Origin of the sequence: Streptomyces sp. NPDC050564 (genome assembly GCF_044457265.1) — a bacterium.
In the GTDB taxonomy this organism is placed as follows: domain Bacteria; phylum Actinomycetota; class Actinomycetes; order Streptomycetales; family Streptomycetaceae; genus Streptomyces.
The window spans coordinates 39,213-61,490 of sequence record NZ_JBITGS010000029.1 but is presented as its reverse complement, the minus strand read 5'-3'; the positions used below and the strand labels follow the sequence as shown (position 1 = coordinate 61,490).

General features: G+C 69.8%; 21 protein-coding genes and 1 pseudogene. 11 read left to right on the top strand and 11 right to left on the bottom strand.

What is annotated here, in order from left to right:
• Positions 1 to 9: 9 nt before the first annotated feature.
• The 6 genes from ACIBK0_RS36540 (at position 10) to ACIBK0_RS36515 (ending at position 5,718) form a co-directional block, all read left to right on the top strand.
• Positions 10 to 1,329: an ABC transporter substrate-binding protein gene (locus ACIBK0_RS36540; RefSeq protein ID WP_399089418.1), complete on the top strand. Its 1,320-nt coding sequence runs from the start codon at positions 10 to 12 to the stop codon at positions 1,327 to 1,329.
• Positions 1,326 to 2,249 (top strand): carbohydrate ABC transporter permease, encoded by a 924-nt coding sequence (locus ACIBK0_RS36535; protein WP_399089415.1) that lies wholly within the window; start codon positions 1,326 to 1,328, stop codon positions 2,247 to 2,249. Before ACIBK0_RS36540 ends, ACIBK0_RS36535 begins: the two co-directional genes overlap by 4 nt.
• On the top strand, positions 2,246 to 3,151 hold the full coding sequence (locus ACIBK0_RS36530) for a carbohydrate ABC transporter permease (protein WP_399089412.1): 906 nt from the start codon (positions 2,246 to 2,248) through the stop codon (positions 3,149 to 3,151). The genes ACIBK0_RS36535 and ACIBK0_RS36530 overlap by 4 nt, the downstream gene beginning before the upstream one ends.
• Positions 3,148 to 4,179, top strand: coding sequence for a LacI family DNA-binding transcriptional regulator (locus ACIBK0_RS36525; RefSeq protein WP_399089409.1), 1,032 nt, complete (start codon positions 3,148 to 3,150; stop codon positions 4,177 to 4,179). The genes ACIBK0_RS36530 and ACIBK0_RS36525 overlap by 4 nt, the downstream gene beginning before the upstream one ends.
• A 710-nt stretch (positions 4,180 to 4,889) precedes the next feature.
• The gene (locus tag ACIBK0_RS36520; RefSeq protein WP_399089406.1) at positions 4,890 to 5,243 is read left to right on the top strand and encodes a VOC family protein; all 354 of its coding nucleotides are present in this window, start codon (positions 4,890 to 4,892) and stop codon (positions 5,241 to 5,243) included.
• A gap of 82 nt (positions 5,244 to 5,325) precedes the next feature.
• Positions 5,326 to 5,718 carry a MarR family winged helix-turn-helix transcriptional regulator gene (locus tag ACIBK0_RS36515; protein ID WP_399089403.1) on the top strand — a complete coding sequence of 131 codons (393 nt, stop codon included), beginning with the start codon at positions 5,326 to 5,328 and terminating at the stop codon, positions 5,716 to 5,718.
• 9 nt (positions 5,719 to 5,727) lie between these two features.
• Here ACIBK0_RS36515 and pqqB read toward each other — a convergent pair whose 3' ends face one another.
• The 5 genes from pqqB to ACIBK0_RS36490 form a co-directional block, all read right to left on the bottom strand.
• Positions 5,728 to 6,636, bottom strand: a complete 909-nt coding sequence (pqqB, locus tag ACIBK0_RS36510) for a pyrroloquinoline quinone biosynthesis protein PqqB (protein ID WP_399089400.1) — start codon at positions 6,634 to 6,636, stop codon at positions 5,728 to 5,730.
• A gap of 60 nt (positions 6,637 to 6,696) precedes the next feature.
• The gene (locus ACIBK0_RS36505) at positions 6,697 to 7,824 is read right to left on the bottom strand and encodes a hypothetical protein (RefSeq protein WP_399089397.1); all 1,128 of its coding nucleotides are present in this window, start codon (positions 7,822 to 7,824) and stop codon (positions 6,697 to 6,699) included.
• A 497-nt stretch (positions 7,825 to 8,321) separates the two neighbouring features.
• The gene (locus ACIBK0_RS36500; RefSeq protein WP_399089394.1) at positions 8,322 to 8,741 is read right to left on the bottom strand and encodes an SseB family protein; all 420 of its coding nucleotides are present in this window, start codon (positions 8,739 to 8,741) and stop codon (positions 8,322 to 8,324) included.
• 107 nt (positions 8,742 to 8,848) lie between these two features.
• Entirely contained in the window at positions 8,849 to 10,090 is a 1,242-nt protein-coding gene (locus tag ACIBK0_RS36495) for an acyl-CoA dehydrogenase family protein (RefSeq protein ID WP_399089391.1), read from the bottom strand.
• A gap of 594 nt (positions 10,091 to 10,684) precedes the next feature.
• A complete protein-coding gene (locus ACIBK0_RS36490; protein WP_399089388.1) occupies positions 10,685 to 11,284 on the bottom strand; it encodes a 2'-5' RNA ligase family protein in 600 nt (199 codons plus the stop codon).
• A 412-nt stretch (positions 11,285 to 11,696) separates the two neighbouring features.
• Here ACIBK0_RS36490 and ACIBK0_RS36485 point away from each other — a divergent pair, with 412 nt between their 5' ends.
• Both ACIBK0_RS36485 and ACIBK0_RS36480 read left to right on the top strand, forming a co-directional pair.
• Positions 11,697 to 11,885: a hypothetical protein gene (locus tag ACIBK0_RS36485; RefSeq protein ID WP_399089385.1), complete on the top strand. Its 189-nt coding sequence runs from the start codon at positions 11,697 to 11,699 to the stop codon at positions 11,883 to 11,885.
• Complete coding sequence (locus ACIBK0_RS36480; protein ID WP_399089382.1) at positions 11,882 to 12,718, top strand: hypothetical protein; 837 nt, start codon at positions 11,882 to 11,884, stop codon at positions 12,716 to 12,718. Before ACIBK0_RS36485 ends, ACIBK0_RS36480 begins: the two co-directional genes overlap by 4 nt.
• A gap of 159 nt (positions 12,719 to 12,877) precedes the next feature.
• Here the strand turns inward: ACIBK0_RS36480 and ACIBK0_RS36475 are convergent, their stop codons facing one another.
• From ACIBK0_RS36475 to ACIBK0_RS36465, 3 genes and pseudogenes are all read right to left on the bottom strand, one after another.
• On the bottom strand, positions 12,878 to 13,216 hold the full coding sequence (locus ACIBK0_RS36475; protein ID WP_399089379.1) for a DUF6348 family protein: 339 nt from the start codon (positions 13,214 to 13,216) through the stop codon (positions 12,878 to 12,880).
• 263 nt (positions 13,217 to 13,479) lie between these two features.
• Positions 13,480 to 14,247, bottom strand: coding sequence for a class I SAM-dependent methyltransferase (locus ACIBK0_RS36470; protein ID WP_399089376.1), 768 nt, complete (start codon positions 14,245 to 14,247; stop codon positions 13,480 to 13,482).
• Between the two features lie 159 nt (positions 14,248 to 14,406).
• A pseudogene (locus ACIBK0_RS36465) lies at positions 14,407 to 15,683 on the bottom strand (alpha-amylase family glycosyl hydrolase); the annotation flags it as partial.
• A gap of 160 nt (positions 15,684 to 15,843) precedes the next feature.
• On the opposite strand from ACIBK0_RS36465, the gene ACIBK0_RS36460 reads away from it, so the two are divergent.
• Complete coding sequence (locus ACIBK0_RS36460) at positions 15,844 to 17,109, top strand: alpha-L-fucosidase (protein ID WP_399089373.1); 1,266 nt, start codon at positions 15,844 to 15,846, stop codon at positions 17,107 to 17,109.
• 336 nt (positions 17,110 to 17,445) lie between these two features.
• Here ACIBK0_RS36460 and ACIBK0_RS36455 read toward each other — a convergent pair whose 3' ends face one another.
• From ACIBK0_RS36455 to ACIBK0_RS36445, 3 genes are read right to left on the bottom strand one after another with little or no spacing between them, the layout of a single operon-like run.
• Positions 17,446 to 18,153: a GntR family transcriptional regulator gene (locus ACIBK0_RS36455; RefSeq protein WP_399089370.1), complete on the bottom strand. Its 708-nt coding sequence runs from the start codon at positions 18,151 to 18,153 to the stop codon at positions 17,446 to 17,448.
• The gene (locus tag ACIBK0_RS36450) at positions 18,150 to 18,743 is read right to left on the bottom strand and encodes a cysteine hydrolase family protein (protein ID WP_399089367.1); all 594 of its coding nucleotides are present in this window, start codon (positions 18,741 to 18,743) and stop codon (positions 18,150 to 18,152) included. The genes ACIBK0_RS36455 and ACIBK0_RS36450 overlap by 4 nt, the downstream gene beginning before the upstream one ends.
• Positions 18,740 to 20,245, bottom strand: a complete 1,506-nt coding sequence (locus tag ACIBK0_RS36445) for a purine-cytosine permease family protein (protein WP_399089363.1) — start codon at positions 20,243 to 20,245, stop codon at positions 18,740 to 18,742. Before ACIBK0_RS36445 ends, ACIBK0_RS36450 begins: the two co-directional genes overlap by 4 nt.
• 191 nt (positions 20,246 to 20,436) lie before the next feature.
• Here ACIBK0_RS36445 and ACIBK0_RS36440 point away from each other — a divergent pair, with 191 nt between their 5' ends.
• Positions 20,437 to 21,456 carry a permease gene (locus tag ACIBK0_RS36440; RefSeq protein ID WP_399089360.1) on the top strand — a complete coding sequence of 340 codons (1,020 nt, stop codon included), beginning with the start codon at positions 20,437 to 20,439 and terminating at the stop codon, positions 21,454 to 21,456.
• Entirely contained in the window at positions 21,453 to 22,241 is a 789-nt protein-coding gene (locus ACIBK0_RS36435; protein ID WP_399089357.1) for a TIGR03943 family putative permease subunit, read from the top strand. Before ACIBK0_RS36440 ends, ACIBK0_RS36435 begins: the two co-directional genes overlap by 4 nt.
• Positions 22,242 to 22,278: the final 37 nt, after the last annotated feature.

Below are 22,278 nucleotides of genomic sequence, written 5' to 3'. Positions count from 1 at the left end.
GAACGATCCATGCCCATCACGAAGCACAACCGCCTCGTGGCCACCACCATCGCCGTCGCACTCGGTGCCGCCTCACTCGCCGCTTGCGGCTCGGAGGACAAGGACAGCGACGCCCAGTCCGGACCCGCGTCGCTGACGTACTGGACCTGGGCCCCGGGCATGGACAAGGTCGTGGACCTGTGGAACAAGGGGCCGGGGAAGAAGCAGCAGATCACCGTCACGGTGAAGAAGCAGGCGTCGGGCGACGACCTGGTCACCAAGATCCTCACCGCGCACAAGGCCAAGAAGGCCCCGGACCTGGTCCAGGCCGAGTACCAGGCACTGCCGACACTGGTCAGCAATGACGCACTCGCGGACATAGCGGGCGAGACGAAGGACGTGAAGGGCAAGTTCGCCGAGGGCGTCTGGCAGCAGACGACTCTGGGGACGGACGCGGTCTACGCGATCCCGCAGGACATCGGCCCGATGATGTTCTACTACCGCCAGGACCTGTTCAAGAAGTACGGCCTGACGGTCCCGACGACCTGGGAGCAGTTCGCCGAGACCGCCCGCGCCCTCAAGAAGAAGGCCCCGGACAAGGCCCTGACCACCTTCTCCGCCAACGACTCCGGCCTCTTCGCCGGTCTCGCCCAGCAAGCCGGCGCCAAGTGGTGGACGACCTCCGGCGACAAGTGGAAGGTCGGCATCAACGACGCGGCGTCGCAGAAGGTCGCCAAGTTCTGGGGCGGTCTCGTCAAGGAGGGCGTGATCGACAACCAGCCGATGTACCAACCGGCCTGGAACAAGGCGCTGAACACCGGCAAGCAGATCGCCTGGGTGAGCGCCGTGTGGGCACCGGGGACCCTCACCACCGCGGCCCCGGACACCAAAGGCAAGTGGGCGATGGCCCCGCTGCCGCAGTGGTCGGACAGTGAGAACGTCACCGGCAGCTGGGGCGGCTCCTCCACGGCCGTCACCACGGACTCGAAGCACAAGGCGGCCGCCGCCAAGTTCGCCGCCTGGCTGAACACGGACCCGAAGGCGGTGGCCGCGCTCGCGAAGGAGGGCGGCATCTACCCCGCCTCCACCAGCGCTCAGCTCAGTGACGCGTTCATGGAGCCCCCGGCCTACTTCTCCAACCAGACGGACTTCTACACGAAGGCCTCGGAGATCGCGAAGACCACCGCACCTTCCGCCTGGGGCCCGAACGTGAACGTCGCCTACACGTCCTTCAACGACGCCTTCGGCGCCGCCGCGAAGAACAAGTCGGACTTCGGTGCCGCCCTGAAGAGCATGCAGGACGCCACCGTCGCCGACCTGAAGAAGCAGGGCTTCGGGGTCGCTCAGTGACAACGGCACGTCGGAAGTCGTACGGGGTCAAGGGGGCCCCGTACGCTTTCCTCCTCCCCGCGACGCTCCTCTTCGCCCTCTTCTTCGCGCTGCCCATCGGCTACGCGTTCTGGCTCAGCCTGCACAAAGTCCAGGTCAAGGGCCTGGGCCTGGGCGCGGGCGCGCGCAGCGAAGTCTGGGCGGGCCTGGGGAACTACACCGACGCCCTGACCGACAACGAGCTGCTCGACGGCGCCCTGCGGGTACTGGGGTACGGCGCCATCGTGGTTCCGGTGATGCTCGGACTCGCGCTGCTGTTCGCGCTGATGCTCGACACCGACAAGGTGCGCCTGGCCCCCTTCACTCGGCTCGCGATCTTCCTGCCGTACGCCATCCCCGGCGTCGTCGCCGCCTTGCTCTGGGGCTTCCTGTACCTCCCGGACGTCAGCCCCTTCTACTTCATCCTCGACAAACTGGGCATGCCGCAGCCGAACCTGCTGGACGGCGGTCCGCTGTATCTCGCCCTGTCCAACATCGCGGTCTGGGGCGGCACCGGCTTCAATATGATCGTCATCTACACCTCGCTGCAGTCCATTCCGGCCGAGGTGTACGAGGCGGCGAAGCTGGACGGCGCCACGCCCCTGCAGATCGCGCTGAAGATCAAGATTCCGATGGTGACGCCCTCACTGGTGCTCACCTTCTTCTTCTCCATCATCGCGACGATCCAGGTGTTCAGCGAGCCGACCACCCTCAAACCCCTCACCAACTCCGTCTCCACGACGTGGAGTCCGCTGATGAAGGTGTACCGAGACGCGTTCGGCGCGGGCGACATCTACTCGGCTGCCGCCGAGGCCGTGATCATCGCCATCGTCACGCTGTTCCTCTCCTTCGGCTTCCTGCGCGCCGCGAACTCCCGTAACAAGCAGGAGGAAGCACGATGAGTTCTCTTGCCGTACGCAAGGCCGCGCCGGCCGCCGGTACGACCCCCGGGACCGCCCAGGGGCCGCCCCTGCGCCGCCGGATCGCCCTGGTGCCCACGCTGACGCTGCTGCTCGGCGCCCTGTACTGTCTGCTGCCCGTCGCCTGGGTGGTGATCGCCGCCACCAAGTCCGGCCGTGAGCTGTTCTCGACCTTCACCTTCCTGCCGGGCACCGGCTTCAGCCAGAACGTGCAGGACCTCAACGCCTACCGCGACGGCATCTACTGGAAGTGGATGGGCAACTCCGCCCTCTACGCCGGTCTCGGCGCCCTGCTGTCGACCGCCGTGTCGGCGCTCGGCGGTTACGCCCTCGCCGCCTACCGGTTCCGCGGTCGCGAGACCGTCTTCAGCATCCTGATGGCGGGCGTGCTGATGCCGCCGGTGATCCTCGCGATCCCCCAGTATCTGCTGATGGCGAAGGCGGACCTGACGGACTCGTACGCCTCCGTCCTGCTCCCCCTCCTCCTCTCCCCGTACGGCATCTATCTCGCCCGGATCTACGCCGCGGCTGCCGTACCCGGCGACGTGGTCGAGGCCGGGCGGATGGACGGGGCGAGCGAGTGGCGGATCTTCACCCGGATCGCGCTGCCGATGATGGTGCCCGGACTGGTGACGGTGTTCCTGTTCCAGTTCGTGGCGGTGTGGAACAACTTCCTGCTGCCGTACATCATGCTCAGCGACGACGAGAAGTTCCCGATCACGCTCGGCCTGTTCACCCTCCTCAAACAGGGCTCCAACACCCCGGCGCTGTACACGCTGGTGATCACCGGCGCGATGCTCGCGGTCATCCCGCTGGTCGCGCTGTTCCTGGTCATCCAACGGTTCTGGAGCCTCGATCTGCTGTCCGGAGCCGTAAAGTCATGACCATGAGCAACACGGGGGCCCGGCGCAAACCGCCGACGATCCACGACGTCGCCCGCGAGGCGGGGGTCTCACGAGGCACCGTCTCGCGCGTGCTCAACGGCGGGCACTACGTCAGTCCCGCCGCGCAGGAGGCGGTCAACGCCGCCATCCGCAGGACGGGTTACGTCGTGAACCGGCACGCCCGCTCGCTGATCACCGGCCGCTCCGACTCGATCGGCTTCCTGCTGACCGAGCCCCAGGAGAGGTTCTTCGAGGACCCCAACTTCAATGTCCTGCTGCGCGGCTGCACTCAGGCGCTGGCCGCGCACGACGTTCCCCTCCTGCTGATGCTCGCGGGCACCGAGGACGAGCGGCGGCGCCTCACGCGATACATCACCGCGGGTCATGTCGACGGAGTGCTGCTGGTCTCCAGCCACTCCGGCGATCCGGTCGCGGAGCAGCTGCGCGAGGCGGGCGTGCCGCTGGTCGCCTGCGGCAAGCCCATCGGCATGGGCTCCAAGGTGAGCTACGTCGCCGCGGACGACCGTGACGGCGCCCGCGACATGGTCAAGCACCTGCTCTCCCTCGGCCGCCGCCGCATCGGCATGGTCACGGGCCCTCTCGACACCCCCGGCGGAGTCGAGCGACTCGCGGGCTACCGGGAGGTGCTCGCCGAGGCAGGCATCGAGGCCGACGACCGCCTCGTCGTCTCCGGCGACTACAGCCGGGCGAGCGGCGAGGCAGGCGGCGAGCAACTCCTTGAGCGGGTCCCGGACATGGACGCCGTGTTCGTCGCCTCGGACCTGATGGCACAGGGTGTGCTGGCCGCACTGCACAGGGCCGGTCGCCGGGTTCCCGAGGACGTGGCCGTCGGCGGCTTCGACGACTCCCCCGCCGCGACCGCGTCCACGCCGGCCCTCACCACGATCCGCCAGCCCTGGGACCGCATCAGCGCCGAGATGGTGCGGGTGCTACTCGCCCAGATAGGGGGCGAGGACCCGGCGGCGGTGATCCTGCCGACGGAGCTGGTGCGGCGCGAGTCGACCTGACGGGCTCGGGGCGCGCCCTGCCACGGCAGGCTCAACCAGGGCGCGCCCGGCCGCGACCGACGGAGTCCGGTGCGCCCGTGGCCGAAAGACTCCGGCGCGCCCGGCCCGTGGCCACCTCACCCTGTGCGTCCGGCCCATGACCGAAGGATTCCCGTGCTCCCGGCCCATGGCCGAAAGAGTCCCGTGCTCCCGGCCCGTGGCTCGGACTTCGCGGCGCCGGGCCCGTGGCCGCCGCGCTCAGGGCGCGGTGGCCACAGCCAGGAACATCGGCTGTGCCCGGACCAGAGGGTCGGCCTCGGTGCGGGCGCACTGCTCGGCCACCGAGGTGTCCCGTTTCGCTCGGGCCACACGGCACCGGTGTCGGGCGCCCCGGCCAGAGCGACCAGGATCGATCGGAGGCACCGCCGCACCGCTGGACCCACGTCGGACGCGAACGCTCACCCGGCCACCCGGCCAAACGCCGGACCCTCCTCGGCGGGGAGGCCGAGGCCCTCCCCTCCGCATCTCCGCCGCTCAGGCAGCCCTCGACGTGATCGAGTGCGACCTCGGCTGCGAGCACGAGGACATCACCCGGTGCGCGCGCTCCCCGACCGGTCAGGATTCGAGAAGCCGGCAGATGCTCCCTCGCCCTAGCGTGAAGGTGTCGACGAGAGAGTCGTCGGCGCGACAGGAACATCGCACGCACTGGGCAGCATCACTGAGGAGTCGCCATGACCGCCGGAGTCAAGACCATCATCTATCCCGTCAAGGACCTCGCGCAGACAAAGGCGCTGTTCAGCACGCTGTTGGGCGTGGAGCCGTACGCGGACGAGCCGTACTACGTCGGCTTCAAGGACGCGGGCCAGGATGTCGGGCTGGACCCCAATGGCCATGCCAAGGGGATGACCGGGCCCGTCCCCTACTGGCACGTCTCCGCCATCAAGAACACTCTGTCGGCCCTGCTCGACGCCGGGGCCGAGTTGCTCCAGGACGTCCAGGACGTCGGTGGCGGCAGGCTCATCGCCTCGGTCAAGGACGCGGACGGCAACCTGATCGGGCTCCTCCAGGATCCCTCCGCCGAATAGGGCGGCCGGGCAGCAGCCCGCCGTATGCACCTGCACTAGTTGCACACTCAATAACTGGTCGGATCTCTGTTACCGTTCAGTTATGGCAGCGAAGACGCCCGGATCCCTCCTTGAAGACCAGTGGCGGGAGATCCTCTCGGTGCACGCGCGCACGATGTGCGAGATCGACCGCGCGCTGCATCCGCACGGCCTCGGAGCCAGTGACTTCGAGGTCCTGGACATCCTCGCCTCGGCCGAGGCCGCGGAGTCGGGCGAGCAGTGCCGGGTGCAGAACATCGCGGGCCAGGTCCACCTCAGCCAGAGCGCCCTGTCCCGCCTCATCGGCCGGCTGGAGAAGGACGGCCTGGTGGAGCGCACCGTCTGCCAGGAGGACCGCCGCGGAGTATGGGTCGCGCTCACCGAGAAGGGTCGCGACCTGCACTCCGAGGCACTCCCCCTGCAACGCGCCGTCCTGGCCCGCATGCTGAACGGCTAGAGCGGCCGGCTAGACCACGAACTCCGCGCCGTCCGGCAGGACTTCGACCCCGGCCCCGGTCACCCGGGCATGGGCGTCCGAGGCCTGATCGAGCAGCGGGTTCGTGTTGTTGAGGTGGGTGTAGATCCGGCGTGGGCCGGGATGCCGGGCGAGGGCGGCCAGGCTGCCGTGCGCCCCCGAGACGGGAATATGCCCCATCGCGGCCTGCCCGTCGGACGGCATCCCGCCCTGGCCGCCCGCGGCCGGCGCCGCCGTGCCCATCTCGTCGGCCGTGTAGAACGTGCCGTCGAGCAGCGCGCAGGTCGCCGTGGCGAGGAGTGCGTCCAGTACCGGTGTCCAACCGCCCAGGCAGGGCGCATAGACAAGCACGCCCCCGCTGGCCGGGTCCTCGATCCGATACGCCGTCACCCAGCGGGCGTCCGCGCCGGGCCCGGAGACGTACTTCGGAGCCTTGGAACCGACCGGGTGCGCACTCACCACCAGACCGCCGGCCAGCACGAAGCCGCCCTCGGTCAGGCTGTCCGTCCACGGCCAAGGGGCGTAGCGGTCGAGCATGGCGCGCAGCGGGGCAAGCGTGGCGAGGACGGGGGGCGCGGCATAGACCTTGAGTCCCGCGCCGCCCCGCAGAATGGTCAGCCCCATGGCATGGTCCGCCTCGGCGTCGGTCAGAAGCACGCCGCGTACCGGGGTGTCCCTGGACCCTGGCCCGGGTGCGAGCGCGGGCGTGCCGATCAGCTGCGTACGGATGTCGGGTGAGGCGTTGAGCAGCCACCAGTCACGGGAGTTGCCGCTGATGGCGGCGCACTCCTGTGTCCGCGTCGGCAGCTTTCCGTCGCGGGCGGCCGCGCACAGCGCGCAGGCGCAGTTCCACTGAGGGTAGCCGCCACCGGCGGCTGTGCCCAGCAGGACGACTTTCAACCGAACCCCACCCCTCCGTATCGGACCACTCCGGGGATCTTCCCGCCAGGACGGCCCGAACTACCCTGCGGAAGGGGGCAGTTCCGGTCGACCTTCGCCCGGACGACCTTCGCCCGGGCGCCGGTCCATCGGTCGCCGGGGAGGGATCGGGCTGGTGGCGAAGTCCCGCGGACCCGTCCACAGCGCGGGGACCGCGTCGCCTCGTCGGCACAACTCGTACGCGACCGTCTCATAGTTGACCCGCCAGCCGTGGAAGTGCGGCCAGGCCTCCTTCGCGGTCTGCTCGGCGGGGAAGCCCGCCCGCTCCACCATCGCCACGGCCGTCTCGAACTCCAGGAAGGACAGCCGGATCGGTGTATTGGGGCTGGGGTCCGTGTCGAACTCGAGGCGCAGCGAGCGGGCGATGTCGCGCAGCGCTGTGAAGCCCGCGCGCAGCACCAGGCGTGCCTCGGGCGGGGCGCTGTTCGGGGTGAGCGCCAGCTGCATGGCCGCCGCGTCCATGACGGCGACCAGGCCGACGATCCAGCTGCGGTAGGGCCGCGGCGAACGGAACGCCAACAGGATCGGGTACGTGGAGTGGCTCTCGCCGATGTCCGAGGCGAGCCGCTCCCAGGAGCGGTACAGCTCGGGCAGCGCGGTCTCGGTGTCGACCAGCCATTGCCGGGCGAGGATCTCCGGGCCCCAGGCGGGCTCTCCCGCGCGCGCCTGGAGAAGGGTCACCTCCAGTTCGCGGCGGTTGTAGGCGGCGTACAGGGTGGGCAGGTACGCGATCTGCAAGGCGATCACCACCGGTCCGATGGCCGCCGCCAGGAAGTCCACGACGGACAGGTGCAGCCGGTCGCCGCTGGCGAACCCGAGGGTGAAAAGGCTGGAACCGGCCTCCCGGACGGACTGGGTCCAGGACAGCGTGGACAGGGCGTGCAGCAGCAGTCCGAACCCGAGCAGCGCACCGCCGAGCCAGCTCGCGAGCATGCCGATCAGCATGAGCGGGGCCAGCCAGGTCTGCGCGCGGTCGTGTGCCTGGTAGCTGCCACCGGGAGCGGCGAGACGCAGCAGCAGGCGCAGCGAGCGCCACCAGCGGATCACCAGCGGGGAGTACAGCCCGCGGGGTACGACGAGGGTGCGCAGGATACTGACGAGAACCAGCGCCAGGAGCAGTCCGCCGGCCACGCCGGAGATCCATTTCATGCGGTCATTGTCACGCCGGTCGGGGCCGTTCTTCAGGCAGGGCGAAACGTGCCGGGACGCAGCGGCTGCGGTACGGCCTCGAGCGCGGCGGTGACCGTCGCCGGGTCCGCTCCCGGGCGGGCCAGCGACGTTCATCGGGATCGGCGTGGCCGAGGGCGCCCGTCGTACGGGGCGAGGCCGACGCGCTGCTCGCCGCCCGCCGCCTCGCGCCGCCTGCCCCTGGAGCGTCTCGGCCGTCCGCTGATCGAGGACTGGGGTTCCCCATCGCGGCACGGGCCTCTGAGCGGCCCCGGTCGGCGCCTCGGACCGGCGTTCCAGCGGGCACACGTCACCGGCGCCGCTGACCGGCTGCGGCGTCCGGACAGCGGCCTCGAATTACGGAAGAGCAACTTCGGTGCAATGGGCACCTGGTTTGTGATCACGGCGCCCCTCGGGGCGCCGGGGGATGAGCGGTGTCGGCGCCGTTCATCCCCGTCACGCGTGAGAACGGGCGGCCGTCAGACCTGTGGCCGGGCCAACAGCGTGCGTACGCCCTCGGAGCTCAGCGTCAGACCGTGCGGCGAGCTGGCGTCGATCGTGAGCGACAGATCGCCGGACGGCCACTGGGAGGCGAGCGCGCCGAGCGGCACCAGGCGATAGCGGGAGACGGACGGGAGCAGCTCGGCCATCTCCAGCTCCGATGTGAACACCGGCACCACCTGCTCGCCGCCCGGCTGGTCCAGGACGGGCAGCGCCACGGCCGTGGGGTCGGCGGCGGCCTCCTCGTCGGCATCGTCGGGCACGGGGACCAGCACGTCGCTGCCGGCCAGCGCGTCCAGGGCCGCAGCGTCGTCGGTGTTCTCGATGAGCGCGTTCAAGGCCTCCTGAGCCGGGGTCTCGCCCGTGGGCCGGTGGTGGTCGTTCGAGGGTGTGTCCATGGCAGATTCCCGGGTAGTGGCGGACGGGCCACCCGGGACACCATCCGTTCCCGGGCGCAACGTCCGTCGCGTACCCGTCCTGAGCCGGGGCATTCCTCGTGTTCGGTTCAGGGCAGCAGCGGGATGTCGTCCGACGGCAGACCGAGGCGGTCGCAGCCGACGCGCCGGTGGAGCGGCTCGGCCATGGTCGGACCGACATGGGTCCAGTACGTGGCCGCGTCCCGGAAGTAGCGCTGCATCCGCTCGCCGTCGCGCGCGTACCGCGAGCCCGCCGTGCGGAAGAGGATGCCCTGCAGCACGTCCCACGCCATACGCCCGGCGGTGAGGAAGACGAGCGCGAGCCGGTTGTCCTCGGCGGTGGTGAACGCGGCCTCGCCCGAGACATTGCGGCGGCACACCTCCATCCACTCCTCCGCGTTGCGTTGCAGCGCCGCCTCGGCCGTGTGGATCGCGCCCAGCGCCTCGCCCAAGTGCCGTTGGTAGTCGTGCAGTTCGGCGCGCGTGCGGCTCGGGTCCGCGATGAGCGGGCGTTCGGCGACGATCCGGGCGTACTCGTCCGCGGCCGCGTGGGCGATGCCGATGACGACGGCGGCCAGCTCCCCGTGGAAGAAGCTCGGTGCCCGTCCCGCGTACAGGGCGTTGCCGTGCAGCTTCGAGCCGGGTGTGCCGCCCTCGACGGGCAGGTCGAGCAGGCTCACCTCCTGGGTGAGGTGGGCCGGAACGCGCCCCTGGTCGATGCGGATGCTGTTGGATCCGCTGCCGCGCAGCCCCAGCACGCCGTGCCAGTCGTCGACCACCGTCCAGATCGCGCGGGGCGCGACGAACAACACGAACGGTCCCGGCGGATCACCCGGCTTCTCGGGGGCGCGCAGTGTCTGGCCGACGTAGTGCGTCGAGTAGGGGGCGCCCGACGCATACGTCCAGGTCCCGTCGAGTACGACGTGACCGTCGCCGTCGGGCCGGGCGATGCCGATCGGTACGACGGTGGAGGCGGCGCGGAAGTCTCCGTCGTCCCCGAAGATCTCGTCCTGCGCCCTCTCGTCGAAGAGGGTGGCAACCTGAAGGACATGAGCGGCGGTGAGGGAGAGGGCCCAGCCGGTGGAGGGACAACCGCGGGTGATCTCGGTGACCACACGGTAGAAGGTGGGCAGACCGAACTCGTATCCGCCGTACCGGCGCGGTTGCAGGATCCGATAGAACCCCGCTCGCAAGAAGTCGTCGTGGGTGTCCTTCGGATAGTGCGTCAACCGCTCGGTCTCCGCCTGCCGTTCGAGCAGGGCGGGCCGCATCTCCACGGCCCGCTCGATCAGTTCGCGTTCGGTGAGTCCGGTTTCGGGAACGGCGATCACTGTGCCTCCTGACGGTGGGGCCGTCCGTGCGCGCGCAATACGTGTGATTGAACACGTCAACCGCTGCGGTGTACCCACCGAATAGCGCCAAGTAGGTTGATCCGCCGGTCGATTGAAGCGCTTGCCTGCCAACTGCGGGGAGCGCAGGGGGAGACGTCGTTGCCAGGGGCAGCGGCTGGGCGACTGCGGGAGCCCTCCCTGCGGCGGTACGGGTCAGCCAAGCCGATCCGCCGCCACGGCTCGCCACGCTGCAGGCCGGTCAGCGTAATGGCGAGCACGGAGACAGTCATACCGCGTACGTCCCGGGTAACCGCCTGCAGGCGGTTGTCGAGCAGGTGCTCGAGCTTGCCCGCCAGGACCACGTGCGGGGTGGGGCACCGGCGCTGCGCGTGTAGCGGTAGCTCTGCCAGAACGGGGGGAGGTGCTGCCGATGGTGTGGCGGGCCTCCTCCCCGATGAGGCGGGCCGGACGGTGTTCAGCGGCTCCACGGCGACGAGTCGGAGTGGCCCTACTTCGTGAAGATCAAGAACTGGAACGCCGTGAGTCGGCTCCACGAGAAAGTCGTGCCCGATCAATGCGCACCCCGGGCCCACCTCAGCGGTCCGGCAGTCGGCGGGCCTCACCAGTGAGCAACGTGATCACGGCCCGGGGCTGCATGGACTCCTCGCCGCGCCGGGAGAGCAGGACCACCTCCTCCACCACGGCCGACAGTGTGCCGAGCCGCACGGCGCACTCGGCGGCCAGACGCTGCGGGTCCTGTGTACGGCCGAGGGACAGATGCGGGGTGAAGCGATCGCCACGTCCGCGGCACAGCGGGAACCGCAATGCCAGCCTCCTGTGGAGACGGACCCACGGCGCCAGGCCTGCCGCGGCCGGATCGAGCCACACTGTCGCGCCGTGCCGGTGGCGGAAGTACCGCACGCCGGCCAGACGCACGGTGAACGCCGGGCTCTCCGCCGCGGCGGCGGAAAGCAGCGGCACAGCCAGCGCGAACTCCTCCTCCGATACGAAGCCGAACAGCAGGTTCACGTGCGGCGGCCACCGTCGTACCTGCGGATCGTGCTCCCAGCGGATGTCCTGGATCGCCGGCCAGAGCTCCTGCGGCGGGAGCCAGGCCACCGCCGTCCTGGGCGTCTGCGCCACCTCGAGCGCGTCCACCGGCTCGGCTCCACCGAAACCCTGGTTTCCGTCCACGCTTCCATGGTCCCCCGCTGTTGCCCCGTCTCGGGGGCCTCTTCAGTTGTCAGTGGCAGCGTTACGGGTGGCCGGAGCAAGATCAGGCTCCGGCTTCGGTAGCCGCCGTCCGCAGGAGGGGTCGGCGTCCTCGGGCTCGGCCGGACGGCCGAGCTCCAGCCAGGAGTCGTCCGCGAAGCGGACGCGGACCACGGCCAAGCCTCGCGGCTGCCCCGTCTCCGCCTCGATGCGCGCCTTGTCGGCCCTGAAGCCGGCCGCCGCGGACCGGGCGACCCGACTTCCTCGCGATCGCCCGCACCGGCATCCGCTCGGGGCGCAGACAGTGGGGACGGCCGGTCCAGTCCGCTCGCGCCGGTGGTGTGCGAGCGGCAATTCGCTGGTGGGAGCGGGCAGGATGGCTGATGCTGTCTCGATGATTGCTCGTGAGTTCGCCATCCTGCTGGTCCAAGCGCAGTTGGAGCGCGACTACCGCAGGAAGCTTGCGGTGTACGGCAGTTCCGTCCGCGTGGTGGTGACCCACGTCAGGGAGCACGCGCTGGGCTGGATCATCTCCTGGCAGTCGAGGAATACCCGCACACACAAGATTCACGGCACGCCTTGACGGGCAACGGCCCCTACCTGGTGGACCAGGAGGAGGGCAGCCTGCACCAGATCGCAGTGGTGGACGCCGTGACCGCGGCCTGGGAGAACGACTACCTCACCCGCGTGAAAGGACAGCACCTGCCGGGACCGGTCGACGCACTGCACGACGAGCTGCGGACGATCGCCGACATGCACGGCACGGCCCACGCCCTGCGCCTGCTGCGCCGACGAGTCCCCGCCTTCAGCATCCGTCACGCCACGGCCTATACGACCGCGTTGAAGGCCGGCCTCGGCCCGCCCGCCGTCCTGCTCGCACTGGCCGTCGAAGCACTCCCCCGCCCCACTCAGCCTGCCACGTTCGGCGTACAGACCATCACCGGGCCCCACACGCCGATGGCAGCACCCTTTCCGGCACCCGTCCTGCCAAGCCTTGCCCCACATCGCCGCCGGCAGACCGCTCACCGGTGCGGAACGCGATTCGTGGGCGCCTTCCGCGAACTGACCGCCGACGTCCAAGCCCCGAGCATCCATGACGCCGCCGGGCTGGAGCCCCGCGCCCTCGAATCGGAGGTGGCCGCCTACCTCCGCGCCGCCTCCGTGCCGGCCGTATCCGGCTCGGTGGCCTACGACGTACTGCGCGACGACGGCACGATGATCTGCGGGCTCTCGCTGCACTCCGACGGAACGTGGTTCTGGTCCTCGGACCTGGCCTACTACGTCGAGACCTACCACCTGGCGCTCGACGACCGCTTCCTCGCGCACGCCGCCGCCTCCGGCTGGAAGCCACCGCAGCTCAGCCTCACGGAGCTGCTCGCCTTGGAAGAACAACTCGTTGAGGACGTCATCTCATAGGGCACGCCGAGCCGCGCACCCAGGAACAACACCGCTGATACCGACGGGTGGCTCTGTACGCGTCGAAGAGCGGCATATCGACAGCGGTTCGGGAGGCGCTGCGACGGCCGACCCGTGCCGAATGGTCATGACGTCGGGCAGCAGTTCGGAAGCCTCGGCTTATGCCGTGTGCGCCAGGACGGCGTAGGTTCGCGCGTAGGAGCCCCCCGTTTGTGGCGCGGCCAGTCCGCGCTGAGCAGCGCCGCCGAGGCTGGCTCGCCGGCCGTTGATCCGGACCTCGGCGGTGTCCTTGCCGTTGAAGGTCCCGAAGAAGAGCTTGATGCTCATCAGCTGCTGACGCGCGAGTCCCTCGGCGGTCACGGCCGGGGCGAGGTGCTGTCCGGGCGGTCGGTGTCCAGCACGACGGTGAGGTCGACATGGCCGTCGGACCCCTCGCAGCAGACGACGATGACGGCCGCCGGAGCCGCGTCGTCTGCCGCGCGTCGAGGACCGGGGCAAAAAAGCGTCGGTCGGCCACGCCGGCCAGTGTGCGCTGAACGCGCGGATCGGGCGCGGAACCCGATCAGCGCGTCGCGGACAACAGGGGTATCAGCTCAGCTGCCGGGTGAAGAACCGCAGCGAGCTGTCCAGCTCGAACAACGGGACCTCCTCACAGGCATCAAGTCGCCAGCCGGTGTGCCGAGTTCGTTCGAGTTGGCCGGCGCCCCTACCCCGCTCCCAGCGACATCGCTGCGCTCCGCTGCGCAAAGCGGTGGAATCACTTACTTGCCGGCGTGCGCCATGAGCAGCGGCTGGAAGAAGCCTGTCTCCTGCGGCATCCGCCACCTGGGGTCCACAAACCCCGCGTCGGCCACAAGGCCGGTCAGCCGGTCGCTGCCGAGCGCCCAGTAGACGGTCCTGCGGACCTGGACGCGCCATTCTCCGCTCGCCGGCAGGAGTTGGAAGTGCTCCAGGTCGTAGTGCTCGCCGTCCTCGTGCCAGTGCCAGAGCTGGAAGGTGACGGTCCGTTCTCCCCCGTCCGCGGGCCGATGGACCTGCGGAGGTGCCGAAGCGGGGCGGCTGCGCAGCAGTTCGTCATAGGGGCGCGTGCTGAGCAGCAGCAGGCCGGTGGGGCGCAGCACGCGGCGCATCTCCGCCAGTGCGGCATGGACGTCCTGCTCCGTCAGAAGATGGGGCAGGGCGTTGTCAGCGCAGACGACGGCGTCGAACCGGGCGTCGGGAAACGGGAGGCTTCGCATGTCGGCGGCGGCCGTGCGCAGCGTCACCTTGCGGTGGGCGGCCTCACGAGCGGCGCGGGCGGTGGCGCGGGGACTGAGGTCCGTCCCGGTGACGTGGTGCCCGCGCAATGCCAGGCCGATGGCCTGCGTGCCGATGCCGCAGGAGCAGTCGAGCACCGCTGCGCGGTCCAGACTGATCAGGGCGCCCAGGGCGTCGCCCTGCCGGCGCATGCTCGCGTCCCAGTCTGCGTAGATCAGGTGGTAGTCGTCGGCCAGTTCGTCGTAAAAATGTGCCACCGAAGTCTCGGGCATGGCCCAAGGCTACGGTGCCTTCGCCGGAGGCCCTGGAGATGTCGGCCACCTTGTGGTCGCCTGAACGCTCGCTGACGACCGCCGGTCGCATCACCGGGTGCTCCGACGACGTCAAGAGCATGCGGGGCCCGGCTCCTCGAAGTCCGGGCCCCCTCATGCCTACTTCAGGTACGGACCGTCGCTCCCGATCTTCCCGGGACCGTTCAGCACGTACACCCGGAGGTTGCCCTTGCCAGGTGCCGCCACGGACACCGTGCCGTTCGAGACGGTCTTCACGTCAGCGGTGACGGCGTCCGTGTAGGTGCCGTTGGGGATGCCGGTGTATGTCGCGTCGCCGGTGACCGTGACGAGCGCGAAGCTGTCCGTCGAGCCACTGGTGTAGGGGCGCTTGAAGGCCATCGAGCCGCTGATGCCGTCGGTGGAGTACTGGCCCATCTGGAGGGCCGGGATCGCCCGGCGGATCAGGCTCAGTCGCTGAAGGTGCTGGACCAGCGGCTGGGCCAGCGTCGTGGCGACCTCGCCGCTCGCCGAGCCGACCTTGCCGAAGTCCGCGGCCGTGACGGATCCGGCGAGATGGTCGCCGTAGTACGCGCGGCCGGTGGACGCCAGCGGGCAGGTCGGCCCGCAGTCGATCTGCTTGCCCTTCTGGAACTCGATCTCCGAGCCGTAGTAGAGAGTCGGGATACCGCGGAAGGTCCACATCAGCGCCATGTTCTCGGCCCAGGCGTCGGTGCCTCCGCTGTAGCGGGTGCTCGACTTGTTCGGACCGTAGTCGTGGCTGTCGACGTAGACGACGTCGTACGTGGCGTTGTTGACGGAGTCGTCGGAGTCCTTGCCGTTGCTGTAGGCGTTCTGCGCGTCGCCGAAGTTCATGTGCATGCGCATGTCGATGATGTTCATGCCGGAGAACTGGCTGTGGTCCGGGGTGTGATAGGTGTTGCCGCTCAGGAAAGCATTGGTCGACGTCGGCTGGTTGCCCGTGCCCAGCTGTTCCTCGTAGTCGTATTGTTCGATGGCCGCCGTGGCGTCGTCCGCGCTGTACTCCTTTCGCTCCTTCCAAGTGAAGAACTGCGCCGAGTGGTTCACGGAGCCGCGGTTCCACTTGTCGTTGACGAACGCGCCGACCTGGCCGAAGACGAAGAAGTTCTTCGCGGCGTCCGTGCCGAACTCTGGGTGACCCGGTCGTAGATGGCGGGCAGGAAGCGGCGGTTCCAGGTGACGCGAGGGATGTGCACGGCGGTGTCGACACGGAACCCGTCGACGCCCATGTCGATGTACTTGTCGTACGCGCCGATGAGGTAGTTCTGCACAGGCGTCGACTCGGTGTTGAAGTCGGCGAGGTCCTCATGCAGCCAGCAGGAGCGGGAGTCCTCGCCCTCCCAGTTGCCGATCCAGCACTGGTGGTAGTACGTCTTCGGGAACATTCCCGACGTGGGCGGACCTCGCCGACTTAAAAGGGCTTGCAGCGCGGAAGCTACGGGGACATGACGGCCGCGTAAAGACATCTCACAGCGGCCGGAGCCCAGGGTGAAAACGAACCAGTAGTGGTGACCGGCGCCCACGCGCGGAGCAAGTGCCGGCGCCTAGCTTGGGTCCATGCCGATGCAACCCTGGTTCACCGATGCCAAGCTGGGCATCTTCATCCACTACGGCATCTATGCCGTCGGCGGATGGGCCGAGTCCTGGTCCTTCTACACGGGCGAGGTCTCGCACGAGCAATACATGAAACAGCTCGACGGCTTCACCGCGTCGCACTACGACCCGGAGGCCTGGGCCGAGCTCTTCGCCCGTGTCGGCGCCCAGTACGCGGTGCTGACCACCAAGCACCACGACGGCGTCGCCCTGTGGGACTCCGCCCACGGCGACCTGAACGTGGTCCGGCACACCCCGGCCGGCCGTGACCTGGTCAGCGGATTCGCGGACGCGCTGCGTGAGCGGGGGCTGAAGGTCGGCCTGTACTACTCGCACTCCGACTGGAACCACCCCGACTACCCGAGCATCCGGCACGTCGAGCCCGGCGACGAGCACCCGAGCCCGTACTCCCACGCCGAGCCCGGCAAGGAGGACCCGGCCGCCTGGGAGCGCTACCTGGCCTACCGCGACGGTCAGGTCGGCGAGCTCGTCACGCGCCTGCGCCCGGACCTGCTCTGGTTCGACGGCGAGTGGGAGCGCACCGAGGAGCAGTGGCGGATGCGCGAACTCGCCGAGCTGATCCTCGCGGGCAATCCGGACACCGTCCTCAACGCCCGCATGCTCGGTTACGGCAACTACGCCACTCCCGAACAGGGCGTTCCGCTCCAGGTCCCGGACGGTCCGTGGGAGCTGTGCCTGACGGTGAACGACTCCTGGAGCTATCGCCCCAAGGACCGCGACTTCAAGTCGGTGCGCCAGCTGGTGCGCTACTTCACGGAGACGATCGGGATGGGCGGCAATCTGCTGCTGGGCGTCGGCCCCCGGGAGGACGGGACGATCCCCGAGGAACAGGTCGAACGCGTCGAGGGTCTCGGCACTTGGATCGCCAAGCACGCCGACGCCGTGTACGGGACGGTCGCCGGTCTGCCCGCCGGGCACCACTACGGCCCCAGCACCCTGTCCGCCGACCGGCGCACGCTGTACCTGATGTGCTTCGACGCACCGCGCGAGTCGATCTCGATCCGCGGCCTGCGCAACGCGGTACGCAGGGTGACCGTTCTTGGCACGGGCACCGAACTGGGCCACCACATCACCGGCGGTCTGGACACGGTACCCGGCGTGACCTGGATCGACGCCCCCGCCGCGGCGGACCTCGACGAGTACGCCACCGTGCTCGCGGTCGAGCTGGACGGGGAGCTGGACCTCTATCGAGGCACCGGGCGGGACTGAACGTGACGATGTGCCCTCGGAGGAGTCTCCGAGGGCCCATCCACGCCTTGCTCCTACCGGACTGCTCGCGCCGTCCGGGCAGGCGGCCACCCACCCGAGCCGCGCTTCAGCAGGGACTGTACGGCGCGGACGGCGGCGGGCGGTTCGTCGATTCCGGTGAGCAGCGCGGCCTCGCGGCGAAGCAGCACCAGTCGGCGCGCGCCATGAGCAACTCCGGTGTGGCCTAGGGGATTTCACGCCTCAGTGGCCCTGGTGGCGCGGCTGTGGAGGGTGCGGCTCATGGGTGCTTCCGTGCTGAGGCCCTTCCGGGCACTGGGGCCCGCTTCGGTGGCGGGGTCAGCCGAATTCCAGAGACATCTCGAAGTGGTCGGGGTCGAGCAGGCTCACGACATGTTCGACGAAGGAACCGTCGGCCGAGCGGCTGGTGCGCCGCGTGTCGAGGAACCAATCGCCCGGCGCGCGCCGCAATACCTCCGCCTCCAACGCGCCGATCCGCCGCCCGGCCAGCCGCTGCTCACCGTGGTCGGGGCGCAACCCGGCCCGCCGAGTCACCTCGGTGAGCGTGAGCTCGCCGAGCCCGTGCTCCGGCAGTTCCCGCACACCGGGGACGGGTGGCAGAAGGCTGCGCTCGTACGAGATCACGGAACCGTCCGCGACCAGCTCCCGGGTCTGCTCCACCCGTATGAACATGGCTTTGTTCAGGTCGAGTTGAGCGGCCAGCTCCTCGTCATGGACCGCCTCGACGGCGAGCGTCCGCACCCGCGTGTCCAGGCTCTGGACGGTCAGGGCGCGCGCCCTGCCGAGCCGGTCGTCCAGCGGGCGGTCGTCAAAGACGACGTACGAGCCCTTGCCCGTGCGGGTGGCGATCAGCCCCGCCTCGTTCAGCTCGGCGAGCGCGGCCCGCACCGTGGTACGGCTGACGCCGAAGCGCTGGGCGAGGGTGTGCTCGCCCGGCAACTGCTCCCCCGCCGCACGGTGTCCGCTGCGGATCTCCTTGGCGAGCACCTCGGTGATCTGCTGGTGTTTGAGCCGGACTCCGGTCATGACGAATCCATCGCGAGCACCTCGTCCACGGTGACGACGCGGATCAACGGTCGATACAGGTCCATCACATGGAGGGCCTCGGCATGCGCGTCGTCGTCAACGCCGGCGCAGGCGTCGGCCACCACCAGAACCTCGACCCCGGCGTCGGCGGCGGCGAGCGCCGTGGACAGCACACAGCAGTCCGTGCTGACTCCGGCCAGGACCAGGCGTCCGGCGACACCGACGCGCTCGGCCAGTTCGGGGGTCCACTTGCCGAAGGTGGCGGCGTCCACCAAGTGCGGTGCGTGCGCCGCGAATTCGTCCGTCAGCTCCCACAGCCGGGCCTGCGGCGGCTGCAGTGCGAAGGGCCACGCGTCGTAGTACGCGCGCCAGGCCCCAACGGGCTTTTCGGGGGCGAGGAAGCGGGTGAAGGTGACGTGGTCGCCGAAGGCCGGCAGCAGTCGGCGCACGCCTTCGGCTGCCTCGTAGAAGCGCGGCGTCGCCCAGGGACTGTCCGGCTCGGCGAACACGCGCTGCATGTCGATGACGGTGAGCAGGCCGCGGGGTGTGGCGGCACTTGCGAGGTCGGGGCGCGTGTGCGCGTCGCTCATGCGCTGAGCACCTCCTCGCTCGCCGTCGGGCTCGCGTCCTGGCGCTCCTGGGCGCGCACTCGGCCACGGCCGAGGGCCAGTGTGCCGAGGAAGCCGAGGGCGAACGCGAGCAGGACGCCGAGGTTGGCGTAGGCCCAGGCACCCGACCTGCCGCCGAGTCCGAACGGGTCGAGCAGATAGCCCTGCCACTCCAGCCAGCTCGCGGCCGAGTTGGTGACCAGGCCCCAGCCGAGCGCGGTGGCGGCGAGGGTGAGCAGCAGCGGCTGGAGCAGGACGTCGCCGTACCGGCCGCTCGTACGGAACAGATCTCCCTCGTCGTAGTCGCGACGGCGCATCGCCAGGTCGGCCAGCACGACCCCGCACCAGGCGGCGACGGGGACGCCCAGCGTGGTGAGGAAGCCGATGAACTGGCCGAGGAAGTTGTCGGTGAGGAAGACGATGTAGACCGAGCCCGCGATCATCAGGACTCCGTCGACGAACGCCGCCAGATAGCGCGGTACCCGCAGACCGGCGGACAGCAGCGCAAGGCCGGACGAGTAGATGTCCAGGACCGCGCCGCCGACCAGACCGAGCACGGCGACCACGGCGAAGGGGACCAGGAACCAGGTGGGCAGGATGGTGGTCAGGGCGCCGATCGGGTCGAGGGCGATGGCCTTGCTGAGGTCGTCGGAAGAGCCAGCGAGGAGCAGCCCGAAGACCAGCAGGAGGAGTGGGGCCACCGAGGCGCCGAAGGTGGTCCAGCCGATCACGCCCCGGCTGGAGGAGGAGCGCGGCAGATAGCGCGAGTAGTCGGCGGCCGCGTTCACCCAGCCCAGTCCGAAGCCCGTCATCATGAAGACCAGCGCGCCGATGAACTCCTGTGCAGTGCCCGCGGGTACGGCGCTGACGGTGTGCCAGTGGATGTGGTCGGCGACCAGCGCGATGTAGACGATCGTGAGCACTCCGGTGACGACGGTGATCACGGTCTGCAGCCGCATGATCAGGTCGAAGCCCATCACTCCGCCGACCACGATCAGCGCGCCGACCAGGATCAGGGCGACCACCTTGGTCTCGGTACCGCCACCCCAGCCGAGCCGCCCGAAGACCGTCGCGGTGGCCAGGGTCGCGAGGGCCGTGAGCACGGTCTCCCAGCCGACGGTCAGCATCCACGAGATCACCGAGGGCAGCCGGTTGCCTCGTACGCCGTACGCCGCCCTGCTGAGCACCATCGTCGGCGCGGAGCCGCGCTTGCCCGCCACCGCGACGAAGCCGCACAGGAGGAAGGAGAAGACGATGCCGACCACCCCGGCAGCCAGCGCCTGCCAGAAGGAGATGCCGAAGCCGAGCGCGAAGGCGCCGTAACTGAGCCCCAGGATGGAGACATTGGCCCCGAACCAGGGCCAGAACAGAGTCCGCGGAGTGCCCTTGCGCTCGGCGTCCGCGATCACGTCGAGCCCATGCGTCTCCACCTGGAGCCGACGGCCCGCGGGTCTGTTGTCGAGGGAGTTAGGTGAGTCCGCCATCGTCGACCTACCTGTCTGGACGTGTTCAGTGGAGCGTAGGAAGACCACTCCGAACGGTCAAGGGACGCGAGCGAACCGGGATCCGGCCCCCAGCGGTCGGGGCGCACGGTGAGAAGCTGTGCCCGAACCGGCGTACTCAAGGTCGAGGGGCACCAGCCACCGAGCCCTTCCCTACTGGAGGTACCTCACCCGTGACCATCACCAAGGCAGCTCCGCCCCCGGTCGACCATCGCGACGTGGACGACCGGCAGGGCCGGCGGGGTTGGCAGATCAACTCCCCCCTCGTCCTGACCATGCTGCTGCTCCTGGTGGTCGCGGCACAGGGGCCGGTCCGCCGGGCGCTGGCCGCGCCGGTGATGCAGAGCTGGATGACCGTCTTCGTGGCGGTGGTGATCCAGGCACTGCCCTTCCTCGTCCTCGGGGTGCTGCTCTCGGCGGTCATCGCGGTCTTCGTCCCGCCGTCGTTCTTCGCCCGCGCACTGCCGAGCAGGCCCGCTCTGGCGGTGCCGGTGGCCGGAATGGCCGGGGCGGTCCTGCCCGGCTGCGAGTGCGCCTCCGTGCCGGTGGCCGGGGCACTGGTACGCCGGGGCGTCACGCCCGCCGCGGCGCTGGCGTTTCTGTTGTCCGCCCCGGCGATCAACCCGATCGTGCTGACCGCCACGGCGGTGGCGTTTCCGCGCGAGCCACAGATGGTCCTCGCCCGGTTCACGGCGAGTCTGCTGGTGGCCTGCGCGATGGGGTGGTTGTGGCAACGCCTCGGCCGCACCGACTGGTTGCGCCCACCGGCCCGCCCGGCGCACGAGGGCCTCGGCAAGGGGGCGGCGTTCTGGGGGTCCGTACGGCACGACGTGATGCACGCCGGCGGCTTCCTCGTCGTGGGCGCGATGGCCGCGGCCACGCTCAAGGCCGTCGTACCGGCGAGCTGGCTGCACGCAGCGGCCGGTAACCCCGTGGTGTCGGTACTCGCCCTGGCGGTTCTCGCCGTGCTCTTGTCGATCTGCTCCGAGGCCGACGCGTTCGTGGTCGCGTCACTGTCCCAGTTCTCGCTCACCGCCCGGCTGGCGTTCCTCGTCGTCGGACCGATGATCGATCTGAAGCTCTTCGCCATGCAGGTCGGCACGTTCGGCCGGGGGTTCGCCCTGCGGTTCGCTCCCGCCACGTTCACGTTGGCGATTGTCATGTCGGTCCTGGTCGGGGCGGTGCTGCTGTGAACCGGCAGGCACAGGCGGCCGTGCTCTTCCTGGTCGGCGCGGCGGTGCTGCACGCCGGTGCCACGGATCTCTACCTGCGGTACGTCAAGGCCGGGTTGCAGCCCTTGCTGCTCGGGGCCGGGGTTGTGCTGATCGCCGCCGCGTTCGCCACGGTGTGGTACGAGTTGCGCGGGGCGCGCACGACCAAGCGGGGCCAACCCGAGGTCGACCACAGGGACGACCAGGGCGGGCACAAAGAGGAGCAGGACGAGCACGGACACGAGCACGGACACGCCCACCGCGAACCGCGTATCTCCTGGCTCCTCATCCTCCCCCTGCTCGCCCTGATCCTGGTCGCCCCGCCCGCCCTGGGCTCCTACAGCGCCATGCGCACCGGCACGGCCCTCCAGGCGCCCTTCGGCTACCCCGCCCTTCCCGCCGGCGACCCGGTCCCGCTCAGCCTCGTCGACTACGCCGGGCGCGCGGCCTACGGCCACGGCCGCTCCCTCGGCGACCGGCGGATCAGGATCACCGGCTTCGTCGCCCTCGACCGCGCCGGTACGCCGTATCTCGTCCGCATGGCCCTCAACTGCTGCGCCGCCGACGCCCAACCCGTCAAGGTCGGCCTGACCGGACGGATCCCACCCGTCCTCCAACCCGACAGCTGGCTCGAAGTCACCGGCACCTACACCGGCAAACGCGCCAAGGATCCCGTCAACGGAGGCATCATCCCGTTCCTCGACGTCAGCCGGGCCAGGCCGGTCGCGACGCCGCACGACCCGTATGACGAGAGCTGGAACAACTGAGGGGCTCGAGCGAAGCGACGGCGTGCGCAAGCCGGTC